At 38.1% G+C, this 13,181-nt stretch carries 10 protein-coding genes; 6 read left to right on the forward strand and 4 right to left on the reverse strand.

All coding sequences use genetic code 11. The features are described from left to right. A complete protein-coding gene (locus J8L85_RS14560; RefSeq protein WP_047245808.1) occupies positions 1–381 on the forward strand; it encodes a RidA family protein in 381 nt (126 codons plus the stop codon). Position 382: 1 nt separating this feature from the next. On the opposite strand, the gene J8L85_RS14565 is transcribed toward J8L85_RS14560, so the two are convergent. The 4 genes from J8L85_RS14565 to J8L85_RS14580 form a co-directional block, all read right to left on the reverse strand. Continuing rightward, positions 383–1,234 carry an N-acetylglucosamine kinase gene (locus J8L85_RS14565; RefSeq protein WP_211018471.1) on the reverse strand — a complete coding sequence of 284 codons (852 nt, stop codon included), beginning with the start codon at positions 1,232–1,234 and terminating at the stop codon, positions 383–385. An 83-nt stretch (positions 1,235–1,317) separates the two neighbouring features. Next, the gene (gap, locus tag J8L85_RS14570; protein ID WP_211018472.1) at positions 1,318–2,319 is read right to left on the reverse strand and encodes a type I glyceraldehyde-3-phosphate dehydrogenase; all 1,002 of its coding nucleotides are present in this window, start codon (positions 2,317–2,319) and stop codon (positions 1,318–1,320) included. A 28-nt stretch (positions 2,320–2,347) separates the two neighbouring features. Beyond that, on the reverse strand, positions 2,348–3,334 hold the full coding sequence (gene pfkA, locus J8L85_RS14575) for a 6-phosphofructokinase (protein ID WP_211018473.1): 987 nt from the start codon (positions 3,332–3,334) through the stop codon (positions 2,348–2,350). Positions 3,335–3,505: 171 nt separating this feature from the next. After that, entirely contained in the window at positions 3,506–7,918 is a 4,413-nt protein-coding gene (locus tag J8L85_RS14580) for a translocation/assembly module TamB domain-containing protein (RefSeq protein ID WP_247656683.1), read from the reverse strand. A 105-nt stretch (positions 7,919–8,023) separates the two neighbouring features. Between J8L85_RS14580 and tsaD the strand changes: the two genes are divergently transcribed. The 5 genes from tsaD (at position 8,024) to J8L85_RS14605 (ending at position 12,860) form a co-directional block, all read left to right on the forward strand. Then, entirely contained in the window at positions 8,024–9,055 is a 1,032-nt protein-coding gene (gene tsaD, locus J8L85_RS14585) for a tRNA (adenosine(37)-N6)-threonylcarbamoyltransferase complex transferase subunit TsaD (RefSeq protein WP_211018474.1), read from the forward strand. A 10-nt stretch (positions 9,056–9,065) separates the two neighbouring features. Then, complete coding sequence (locus tag J8L85_RS14590; protein WP_211018475.1) at positions 9,066–9,773, forward strand: 16S rRNA (uracil(1498)-N(3))-methyltransferase; 708 nt, start codon at positions 9,066–9,068, stop codon at positions 9,771–9,773. Between the two features lie 147 nt (positions 9,774–9,920). Beyond that, complete coding sequence (locus J8L85_RS14595) at positions 9,921–10,568, forward strand: DUF4159 domain-containing protein (RefSeq protein ID WP_211018476.1); 648 nt, start codon at positions 9,921–9,923, stop codon at positions 10,566–10,568. Between the two features lie 2 nt (positions 10,569–10,570). After that, positions 10,571–11,671 (forward strand): AI-2E family transporter, encoded by a 1,101-nt coding sequence (locus tag J8L85_RS14600; RefSeq protein WP_211018478.1) that lies wholly within the window; start codon positions 10,571–10,573, stop codon positions 11,669–11,671. A 7-nt stretch (positions 11,672–11,678) separates the two neighbouring features. Beyond that, complete coding sequence (locus J8L85_RS14605; RefSeq protein WP_211018480.1) at positions 11,679–12,860, forward strand: class I SAM-dependent methyltransferase; 1,182 nt, start codon at positions 11,679–11,681, stop codon at positions 12,858–12,860. Positions 12,861–13,181 lie beyond the last annotated feature (321 nt).

Raw genomic sequence — 13,181 nt, forward strand, 5'->3', positions numbered from 1 at the left:
ATGAAAAAGGTCATAAACACTGTAAATGCACCAGCACCGATAGGTCCATACAACCAAGCCATCTTGAGCGGAAACACCCTTTATATTTCTGGACAGATACCTATAGACCCAAAGAGCGGTGAACTTATTTCCGGTGACATTAAAAAAGAAACTCGCCAGTCCATGGAAAACCTAAAGGCTATTCTAGAAGAGGCCGATATGACATTTGAAAACGTGGTAAAGTCATCTATATTCTTGAGCGACATGAACCAATTTTCTCAAGTAAACGAAGTCTACAGCTCTTATTTTAACGAAGAAACCGCTCCTGCAAGAGAAACGGTCGAAGTTGCCAACTTACCTAAATTCGTAAATGTGGAGATTTCTATGATCGCTGTAAAATAAGCTACATATTCTCTCTATGAAATTCAACTAAGCCCTCTATAGGTCTTTGTCGAATAACACCTACGATCAAATCGTTTCTTTTTAATACGGTAGTAAGCTCATCCCTTAAATAATGGGCAATACTGCCTACAAAATTAATGGGCACCTTGGTAGCCAGTTCAAACTGCATAACGTAGTTGTTTATAAACTGCTGAAAACCTTTATCTATTACCCCTTTAGAATATGGGTGATCTTTGTTTTCTATCAAAAACCTTGCAAATGTAGCTAGGTACGTATTGGGGTTAGGTTGTTTATACAAATTCTCTTTTATGGTGTCGGCCTCCAAATCATATTGTTGGGCAAATTTAATACCAAGATCACCGGGCATTTTATTAAAGTAATAATCCCGTATCAATTTTCGGCCAAAGTAATTTCCACTACCGTCATCCATAGGAATGTAACCCAAAGAAGTTACCTTTTGAAACAATTGGTTGCCATCATAATAGCTACAATTAGACCCTGTACCAAGAATACATACGATACCCTGATGTCCTATTTTTGTTGTGGCATAAATAGCGGCATAGGTATCTTCCCTAACATCCGCTTTGGCATTCGGAAAAAAGTCTTTAAAAATATCCTTTAAAAACTTTTTCATTCTATCGGTACCGCATCCTGCGCCATAAAAAAACAGCTTTGTAACCTTGTCCCTATTTTTAGACAGCTCAAAATTATTGGCCAATCTATCCTCTATAACATCTTTGGTCAAAACTTCAGGACTCAAACCTAGCGTTTGGGTCAAAAAAAGCTCATTTCCCTTCTCATCCAAGGCTATCCAATCTGATTTGGTAGCACCGCTATCCACTATTAAAATCATACGCTTTCATTTAAAAAATAATCCTGAAAATAAGGAAAAATCGCCTTATAATCAGGATTAATATTATAAAACTAAATTGTTCCTTAAAGGCTGTTTACATGTTGAATAAGGTCTACCATTTTATTTGAAAAACCAGATTCGTTATCGTACCAAGAAACAAGTTTAAAGAACTTGGAATTCAACTCAATACCGGCACCGGCATCGAATACACTTGTTTTGGCCTCACCGATAAAATCTTGTGAAACAACCGCTTCTTCGGTATAACCCAAAACGCCGTTCAATTCTCCTTCAGAAGCAGCTTTGAAAGCTTTTTTAATTTCTTCGTAGGAAGTCTCTTTTTCTAAACGAACCGTAAGATCCACAACAGAAACATCTGCAGTAGGAACCCTGAACGCCATGCCTGTCAATTTTCCTTTTAAGGCAGGAATAACCTTCGTTACGGCAACCGCTGCACCAGTAGATGCAGGTATAATGTTCAACATCGCACTTCTACCACCTCTCCAATCTTTTTTAGATGGTCCGTCAACAGTCATTTGAGTTGCTGTAGTAGCGTGCACCGTGGTCATTAACGCTTCTTCGATACCAAAGGCATCGTTTAATACTTTTGCCATTGGCGCAAGACAGTTGGTTGTACAAGATGCATTGGAAACAATGGTATCGGAAGCTTTAACATCTTTATGGTTAACGCCCATTACAAACATTGGGGCATCTTTGGAAGGTGCCGAAATAACTACTTTTTTGGCGCCACCATCAATATGGTACTGTGCCGTTTCCAATGTTGTGAAAATACCGGTACATTCTGCAACAATAGCTGCACCGACCTCGTCCCACTTACAATTTTTAGGATCTCTTTCCGCAGTGATCCTAACAGTTTTTCCGTTAACGATCAAGTTACCGTCCTTAACATCTACGGTGCCATCAAAATGTCCGTGAACAGAATCATATTTTAACAAGTATGCCAAGTGCTCAACATCCAACAAATCGTTGATCGCAACCACGTCGACATCTCCACGTTTGATCGTTGTTCTGAACACCAATCTACCTATTCTACCAAAACCGTTTATTCCTATTTTTAAATTTGACATTTTCTATTGTTTTTAATCGATTAAAAAATTATGTAGTCATTATTTCAGAAACCCTTATCAGCTCCTTATCTATTTTTGTATGGCCCTTTATTGCCTTGTTTATAGGCGTTAAGGTTATTTTATTGTCCTGAACACCTACCATTAGATTGGTTTTGCCCTCTAATAGGGACTCTACCGCTTTAACACCCATTCTACTGGCAAGTACACGATCATAGCACGACGGAGCCCCGCCCCTTTGCATATGCCCCAATACAGAGACACGAACATCATAAATAGGCAAGTGTTCTTCTACGTATTCTTTTAATTCAAATACGTTTTTACCTGATTTATCACCTTCAGCGACTATAACGATACTAGAGGATTTTCCAGATTCCTTACTTCTTTTCAAAGATTCTAAAAGGCGGTCCAGACCTAAGTTTTCCTCTGGTATCAGAATCTCTTCTGCTCCTGCACCTACCCCGGCGTTCAAGGCAATATGCCCAACATCCCTACCCATAACCTCTACAAAGAAAAGTCTGTTATGGGAGCTGGCCGTATCCCTGATCTTATCTATACAATCTACTACCGTATTAAGTGCCGTATCAAAACCAAGCGTAAAACTGGTACCGAAAATATCATTATCGATAGTACCGGGTATTCCTATAATAGGGAAGCTATATTCTTGATTAAAAATCATAGCGCCCGTGAAACTACCGTCACCCCCAATAACCACAAAGGCATCTATACCTGCCGACACCAATTGATCATAAGCCTTTTTTCTGCCTTCGGGAGTTCTAAATTCGGTACACCTTGCCGATTTAAGAATCGTACCACCTTTATTGATGATATTATTCACGCTCCTAGCATCCATAGGTTTAAAGTCTCCTTCTATCATTCCTTGATATCCCCTATAGATACCCACACACTCAACTTTCATGTAGGCACATGTTCTCACGACCGATCTTATGGCCGCATTCATACCTGGAGAATCGCCCCCAGATGTGAGTACTGCTATTTTTTTAATATTTGATGACATGCGAAAATTTAAGCCAACGAAATTACTAAAACTTATGGCAATAAAGAAATGGCTCGACCATGCATTTTACTATAATCCCTTAAAAAAAAGACACTACTGTTACATATTAACCAAAAAATAATGTAAACCTGTAATTTATTAACATTTTAAGACATTCGAACACTTAAAATTCTAGAAAGATTTTGGCTTGGAATAAAAATTTAACAAGCTGTCTTTTCCCATTACGGTATCAGGATCGGGTGTTATTTGAGGCGTAGGGTTGTTTGCCGGACGTGCTCTTACAGAATTTTTCTTTAAAATTTTTCTGAACAACTCCCTAAAACTATCAAAATCTACCTCATAAGATAAGCCGGCGCCTTGGGTAGACCCTTGCTGGTCGGGAAGAATGGCCTCTATTTCACTTTGCCTACTAAAGAATTTCGCACTAAGACTACCTTCTTCGTTTAAAAGCAACTGTATCTCAAAGTCCCCCGCGATCAATGTTTCACTCGTTCCGCCGACGGGAACCCCTACTTGACCATTAAACAATACCCTATCCGATATTTGAGTGGATACGGTTACCCCTATACGATCATCCGTCTCCAAATCTGTACTTTGTATACCCTGTTCATACGATAGTCCAAAATTTAACTTATCGTTGCCCCCTCCCAAAATAGAGTTCAATATTCCTGAAGCGCTCTGCACCAAATTACCTGTAATCGCCTGCTGGTTTATACCACTTTGATCACTTACAAAAGAACCTTGGGCCAATAAGAAAATAGCATTTTTCTCCGCAACCGTAGGGTCTTGAAGCCTATACTCCAACTCAGATTTTACAATGGAGTTGGTTCCTGGAAAATCGATTCCAAATTCTATATCAGGATTTTCCAATTCGCCCGTTAACTTAATTATAACATCTGTTGCTATTCTACTGGTATAACTATCATCATCTAACAATGGGGCCGGATTGGCCGTTAACGAATACACGGCTTCCATATTCAACTGGGCCTGTAATGGCTTTTGATCCCAGTTTATAGTACCCCCGGGTTCCACTTTAAAAGTTTTATCTATTAACCCCCCGAATTTATAATGAAATTGACCTGTTACCACAACAAAGTCTCCGTACATCTCAAACTTGCCATTGGTATTTATCTGGATCAAAAGAATACCTTCCCCGGTTCCCTTTAAAGAACTGCCCGTTTTGGTATCGGTAACTATTTCCACTTCGGCATCTGGGGTTACATCTAGGTTAAATTCCAACTCCAGCCCCTGATAATCTTTTAATTCCCGTTGCTCATCAACGACTCCCTGATCATTCTTTTCTATAAAGTTTATAAAGGAATAATCTCCTACGGTCGCAACATCGCTTAATGGTATTTTTAAAGAAGTTCCTTTTGCCGTCTCTCCATCGACGGTAATATTCAATGCCGTTGTCGGTCCATAGATACGTCCCGTTCCATTTAAATAACCGGTTCCATAATACAGATCTCCTTCTTTAAATTCTGTATTCAATATCAAAAATCGATCATTATTGGTATTAACGTCTAAATTAAGGACCCAGTTATCAAAATAACTATGTGTAATGGTACCATCTAGGTTTGCCTTGGTCTTCTTGGCTACATCGGTTAAACCGATATTTTCAAAATCGAACGTCTGTTTATTTAGACGTACCCTAGATCTGGGCGCAAAGGCATAATCGACATTCAGATAAGGTATGGCAATGCCTGCATTGTCTAACGTAATTAGCCCGTCAAAATTAGGGTTGTTCACATCTCCGGTAATACTTACGCGACCATCCATATCGCCTCTAATATTATCAATGACCCCATCGCCCAAAGGACTAAAAGGTTCTAGATTAAAATTATTGAAATTGGCCACCAGATTCGCCGTAGGCACATCAGCTTTATTGTTTATTTTACCTACCACCCCAAATTTTTCCGTTCCGTTTTCACTTAGTTGCGAATTGACCTGAAACTCTGTTAGATCTCTATTTCCAACAATACTGATCGCCAAGTCGCCCAAGGGTATATCATTTATTCCAAACTGTTCTATATTCAAATTCGATGACGGTAGATAAATACCATCTTTCTGAAGAATATTCAAACTACCGTTCACTTCGCCCTGAAGCTTAAGACTATCTATTACCGGTGTAATCTTATTAAGGGAAACTATTTTAAATTGAAGTTGCAGGTCTTTATACGTAGAATCCGCCAACTGGCCCTTTAAACGAATTTGCTCCCGCTCATCGTTATTCATTACGATCTCTTGAATCGTAATACTATCCAAAGACCTATTTAATATGACTTTATTTTTAGAGTCCCCTTCTTTGTTAAGTATCCATTTATTGCCCTTAAAACTTACATCAGAGGTTTTTAGACCTATTACAGATTTGTTTTCTTTATTAAATGTATGATAAAAGTTTAGGTTATAACTGTCGTTGAACTCACTCCCCCCCTTAAATTCGGACCTAAAGAACAAGGTATCTTTCAATGTGGTGTTGATCAGGCTAAAATCTTTTACATCATAATACCTGGTCTTTAAATCACTAACGGACACATAGGTATTAAAAAGCGGGTTCTTGTTGTCTATCTTCAACTCTATATTATCGGCTTCATTGCCGTACGCCTCGATACTCGGAGATTTGAAATTCAGTTTAAAATCACCTTCGTCGGAAACAATTTTTCCCCTTATAAACGTATTGGGATCAAATTTCACCTCTGGAAAAAAGACATCTACTATCTTATTGTATATCTTGAAATTAAAATCGATGTTCTGCCCTTCCGATATTTCATACGGGCGGTAATTGGTATAAATACTACCTACGGAATTCTGCACCAATTTACCGAGTTCTTTCACCCTAAAGTTACCCCTCATATAACCTGTGATAATATCTGGGGAATTTATATTTATGGTTCTTACCGAATCGTTCTCAAAAGAGGACGTTACCTTAAAATCATCAAAGTAGTAGGTGTCGTTTGCATTCTGGAAATTTGTTTTTGAAAAACTTACATCCCCTACTATATTGTCTAAGGTCGTACCATTAATATTCATACTTACGTCACCCTTGAAGATAGAGACGCTATCGTTTATAAAATTTAATTTTCTAAGATCGGCAAATGCGACGGAAGCCTTAAAGTTAAAGTTGTTGCTTTCTGCGCCGAAATCTGCCAGCCCCTTAAAGTTAAATTTGATATTTTCATCGTTACTGGTAAGAGATCCATCGAACAGCTGTTCTTTTAAAATTCCGGAAACACTTAGGTCTTGATATTTATAATTATTAAACTCTATTGAGTAGATCTTACCAATGACCTCTGTATTTAGGTGCTCGGTAACAAATCCTCTTCCTTCCACATTAAAATCCAACGTAGTTTTACCCAGACTTTTACTGTTGACAAAATCTCCCAGGTCAAAATCTATCAACGAGACAAATCCTTTATACGTGGCAGCATCTATATTGTTAAAATCGGTTATGACGACATCTGAATAACTACTACCTACCGCGGTGTTCAAGTTTACCTTTGCATCTATTGAAGAATCTGTTACCAAGGCATTTCCCCTTATGGTAAATTGCCCCAATTTACTAAAGGTAGAAGGCAGGGAATTTCCTATCAAATTAGGCAACAAGGCATTAAGCTGGTAATAACTACTGGTTACGTTCTTCATCTTGGCATCCAAAATGAACGATTTCTGTTTATTGAAAAGATTTTTAAAATTAAAATCGCCCCTAACCCCAGTGTTATCCGAAATCAAGAACAAATTATCGACATTCAGATCATTTAGAACACCATTAAAATTGGCGGTTATCATTGCCTGTTTCCCTTTTCCGAATTCATCATAGACCATATTGACATCATCGAAGGAAACCGTTGATTCCTGAAAATCCGCAACCACGTTCACCTTATCGACAAAATCTTTAAAATCTTCTCTATTATAATTAAAAACAAGGTTGCCGTCCAGATTGGACTTGGCGGTTTTTATCTGGAGCGAATCAAACCGCATTTGTTGTTTGGTATACTTAAAATCGGTCCTCATGTCCTGAACCTGAATACCCCTTTTGCTCAAAAAGGACATTTCACCAATATCGGCAGTAACCTCGGGCCCCAAAATCTGAAAATCATCGGCTTCGATATTAAGCCCTTTAAAGTCCAACACCTTTTCATTTTCCAGGTTCTCGTCTATATATTGAAACCTGCTGTTGTTAATATCAACGAAGGATGATGAAAAGAAAAACGGAGGTGTACCGGGATCTCTTGGTTTGCCATCATCCAACTTATCAACGAATACATTGATGTTCGTGGTCCGCTCCCCGTAATAATTTTTCAACTTAAAATGAAGAGAATCAATATCGATATCCCCGAACTCTAAACGCCCCTGCACTAAATTACCTACGCTCAGAATAGACGTCTTTAGCTCGTTTATGTAGAAAAGCGTGTCTTTTTTATAATCCTCGATATACACCCCCCTCAAAGAAGTATCCCACGAAATCAAAGACACCCTTAGCCTATCTACATTTATATTGGTTCCATATTCCTTATTAATAGAATCTGTTGCATATTTGGCCAAAGTGGTCTGCACTATAGGCAATGAAAGCACAATAGTTCCCAAAACACAAGTCAACAATAGAACCAATAAAGTTCTAACCAGTATTTTCCTTAGTTTTTTGATAGGCCTTTTATGTTTTACCTTTGTGATTCAATTTTTGTTCCAAACATGACGGATAACGAAATTATTTATATTCTTGCCATAGAATCCTCTTGCGACGACACTTCGGTGGCCGTTCTGCAAAATGATACTATGCTGAGCAATGTGGTCGCATCCCAAAAAATTCACGAAGAATATGGCGGGGTCGTACCCGAGCTTGCCTCGCGCGCGCATCAACAAAACATTGTCCCCGTGACGAACCAAGCTTTAGCTAGGGCAAATATCGATAAAAAACAATTATCAGCCATAGCATTTACACGAGGACCTGGACTCATGGGATCTTTATTGGTAGGCACCTCTTTTGCCAAGTCTTTATCACTGGCCCTGAACATACCTTTAATCGAGGTAAACCACATGCAGGCGCATATTTTGGCCCACTTTATAAAAGATGAAAGCATGACCTCGCCCACCTTTCCTTTTTTAGCATTGACGATCAGCGGAGGTCATACTCAAATAGTACAGGTGAACGACTATTTTGACATGAAAATAATTGGCCAGACCTTGGACGATGCTGTAGGGGAAGCCTTTGATAAAAGTGCCAAAATTTTAGGGCTACCCTACCCAGGTGGACCATTGATAGACAAACATGCACTGAACGGAGATTCTTCGCGGTTCGAATTTCCAAAGCCAAAAGTAAAAGACCTTGATTTTAGCTTTAGCGGGTTAAAAACAAGTATCCTATATTTTATTCAAAAACAAACGGCACAGAACCCAGATTTTATAAGCGAAAACCTGGAAGATATATGCGCCTCTATACAAGGCACCATTATAAACATATTAATGGACAAACTAAAAAAGGCGGTCAAACAAACAGGTATAAAGAATATAGCTATTGGTGGAGGTGTATCTGCCAATTCTGGTATAAGGTCCGCACTTAAAGAAGCCGAAAACAAATATGGCTGGACGACCTACATACCCAAATTCGAGTTTTGTACAGATAATGCCGGCATGATCGGCATAGTGGGATACCACAAGTATAAAAGCGGACAGTTTACCGACCAAGGCATTTCTGCAAAAGCTAGATACAGTTTGACTTCTTAACACCTTAATTATGCAACTATTCTATAACGCCGATCTTAACGAGAACACTTCTCTATTTTCATTTGATTCTGCCGAGAGCAAGCATATCATCAAGGTGCTTAGAAGAAAAATAAATGATGAATTATTGATTACCAACGGCAAAGGTTTAATGCTCAGTGCCAAAATCATCGATGACAACCCTAAAAAATGTTCTGTAGAGGTTACCGGAATTAAAAAGGTACATCCACAAAAACATTGGTTGCACATGGTCGTCGCACCTACCAAAATGAACGATCGTTTTGAGTGGTTCTTGGAAAAAGCTACCGAAATAGGGGTAAATGAAATAACCCCCGTTATATGCCAGCGATCAGAACGAAAAACCATTAAATTGGAGCGGTACAACAAGGTGATCCTCTCTGCAATGAAACAATCTTTTCAGGCTTACTTACCCAAGCTGAACAATCTAACGCCTTTGGACGAGTTTCTCGAAAAACCCGCAGAAGGCAGCCTGTTTATAGCCCATTGCGAGAATATGGAAAAATATGAACTTAAAAGAAGCGTTATACCCGACACCCCCACCACCATACTCATAGGGCCAGAAGGAGATTTCTCTACCGTAGAAATAAAAAAAGCAACATCGAAAGGATATATGCCCGTCTCTATGGGCAAGAATAGGTTACGGACAGAAACGGCGGCTATTGTGGCCTGTACCACTGTGGCCATGATAAACAACGGCTGAACAATACGAGCTAATCGTTTTAAACCATATTCTCATATCGGCACAAAACATACCCTACCAAAAGCAAGAAATACCAACAATCAAGATAGTTTGGATTATTTCACGATCAATATTACGTAAATTTGATACTGAAATGCACCTTATAAAATGAAGCAATTTACTACAACACTGATCTTATTGTTTTTATTCGGCCTAAAGGTGAACTCCCAAGAAATTGCCATTTTAAAATATCAAGGCGGAGGCGATTGGTACTCTAACCCCACTGCCCTTCCCAATTTGATCAACTTTTGCAATTCCAATATAGATACCCGGCTAAACCCCAAACCAGAAACGGTAGAAGTGGGAAGCAACGCCATTTTCCAATATCCATTTATTCATATGACCGGACACGGAAATGTAGTTTTTTCACCGGAAGAAATGGAAAACCTTAGAAATTATCTGTCGTCCGGAGGTTTCTTGCACATAGATGACAACTATGGAATGAAACAATATATAGAAAACCAACTAGAAACCTTATTTCCCAATAACGGATTAGAGGAAATTGGGGCAGACCACCCTATTTTCTCTCAAGAATATAACTTTCCCCAAGGATTGCCAAAAATTCATGAACACGATGGAAAAAGACCGCAAGCCTTTGGCATTTTTCAAAACAATAGGTTAGTTTTATTGTTCACGGTAGAATCTGACCTTGGCGACGGGTGGGAAGATCCGGCCGTACACAACGACCCAGAGGAGATCCGGACCAAAGCACTACAAATGGGGGCCAATATTATTTCTTATGTTTTTAAAAACTGAATATGACTTCTAAAACCATTTCCAACGGAATTCTAAGAGCCCTGGGGATCATAACGGCAATTGTCGTTACCTTATATTTTCTTTATATAATCCGATCGGTTTTGGCTTATTTGGCCGCTGCCGCCATTGTTGCATTAATAGGAAGGCCCATTGTTCTTTTTTTAAGAGGAAAACTCAATTTTCCAAATGTTCTGGCGGTCGTCTTGACCATGCTTTTTATGATAGGCCTCTTAGTAGGTATTTTTGCCTTGTTTATACCATTGTTGACCGAACAGAGCAAAAATCTGTCTTTATTGAATATTGAAGAACTACAACATAGTCTAAACACCCTTTACCACACCATTACAGATTATTTTGGTTTATCGTCGCATGTGGTAGAGGATGTCATCGAAGACAACGAAATAGAAAAAAATATTCTTCAAGGAATGGATGTTGGTTTCATACCCGATTTTTTAAATTCCTTTTTAAATTTCCTAAGCTCTGCAAGTATGGGGCTTTTCTCCATTCTCTTTATTTCATTTTTCTTTTTAAAGGACAGTAAACTATTTCAAAAGGGTTTACTCACCTTTATTCCTAAAACCAAAGAACAGGGCACTATCAATTCAATTAATAAAATCAACAATTTATTGTCCCGCTACTTTGTTGGTCTCTTGCTTCAAATATTTATTCTTTTCGTAATATATACGATAGTTCTATTAATTGTAGGCATAGAGAATGCCGTTGTTATTGCATTTTTATGCGCCCTCTTCAACATTATACCATACATAGGCCCCATAATTGGTGGCGTATTAATGATTATACTAACAATGACCAGTAATCTTGGTGCCGATTTCAGCACTGTAATTCTGCCCAAAACAGGCTATGTACTAATTGGCCTTGCTATTGGTCAGCTAGTCGATAATTTCTTCTCTCAACCATTTATATTTTCAAGCAGCGTAAAGTCTCATCCTTTAGAGATTTTTCTCGTCATCATCATCGCCGGTCTGTTATTCGGGGTCGTGGGTATGATCGTCGCCGTACCTAGCTATACTGCCATAAAAGTTATTCTGAAAGAATTTTTGGCCGATAACAAGATCGTAAGGTCACTGACCGAAAACCTATGACATTAAAATGAACAATAATCTTTTAGAGAAAGAGGTTCAAGACTTCATTAAAAAAAACTTGAATACTAACGTACATAGTATTCTTCTAAAAAATATTGGTTTTTTAGATGTTACGCCCAAAGAACTTGTTGAACAAATAGAATCTAAAAATAGGGCAAAGAATAAATTGCCAACATGGTTTTCTACCACTGGAATATACTACCCCAACAAGCTAAACTTGTCGCAAACATCCTCAGAGACTACGGCCAATTACAAAGCGGAAATGATAGATGGTAAAACGCTGGTAGACCTAACAGGTGGTTTTGGGGTAGACACCGCCGCTTTTGCCAAAAGGGCCGAAAAGGTGTTTCATATAGAAAAAAACAGTACACTCTCTGCTATTGCCGCCCATAATTTTAAAGTTTTACACCAAAACAATATTGAGTCTGTAAATGAAGATAGCATCAACTTTATACAAAAAACTACCGAGACATTCGATTGGATCTATATAGACCCCTCTAGAAGGGACAAAAACAACAAAAAGGTCTTTTTTTTGGAGGATTGCGAACCAAATGTAATAGCGCACCTAGACCTTTTTTTTTCTAAATCTCCAAATATCTTAATAAAAACGGGGCCTCTTTTAGACATTAAGGCCGGGTTAGACCAACTAAACCACGTTAAAGAAGTTCATATAGTTGCCCTGCAAAATGAAGTAAAGGAGGTGCTGTGGGTTTTAAAAAAAGAGTTTTCCGGTAATACGATGATTAAAACCATCAACCTAAAAAAAAATGAGAACGAAGTATTTCAGTTTTACCTAAACGAAGAACCTAGTGCCTCTTTAGAGTATTCAGAACCCCTCACCTATTTATACGAACCCAATGCAGCCATTATGAAGTCGGGAGGTTTTCAAGTAATAGCAAAGGCATATGGACTCAAAAAGTTAAATCCACATTCGCATCTATACACTTCCAACCAACTAAAAGAATTTCCGGGCCGAAGATTTTTGATAGATACCGTTCTCAAATACAATAAAAAAGAAATTAAATCCTTAGGTATTACAAAAGCCAATATCACTGTACGCAATTTTCCTGATTCCGTAGATATTATCCGCAAAAAACTAAAGTTAAAAGAAGGGGGCGATAATTACCTATTCTTCACCAAAGACAATTTGAACAGATCGGCTGTATTATCCTGTAAAAAAGTGTTATAAAAATGATTGTAATACAATCATAGTATGTTGCACAACATACATATTAACAAGAAATAACCTACCAATAAATCCTTAAACTAAAATACCTTAAACAGGCCAGTATACCGATAAAATTAACACATTAGCCCGTCATGTTGTTAAAATTATAAATTATCAAATTAATAATTTAACCCCTCTTATTTTTTTTACAACCACTATATATTCAGTCATTTATAGCATTTACATAATTTTTAGGGCTCATTTTTAACACTTGCTTTTAAGAAATATCGAATTGCCCTTCCTTCATTTTTCATAATATTTTGTTATTATTACGGCTAATTT

It is taken from the genome of Maribacter sp. MMG018 (assembly GCF_018100785.1).
GTDB lineage: Bacteria > Bacteroidota > Bacteroidia > Flavobacteriales > Flavobacteriaceae > Maribacter.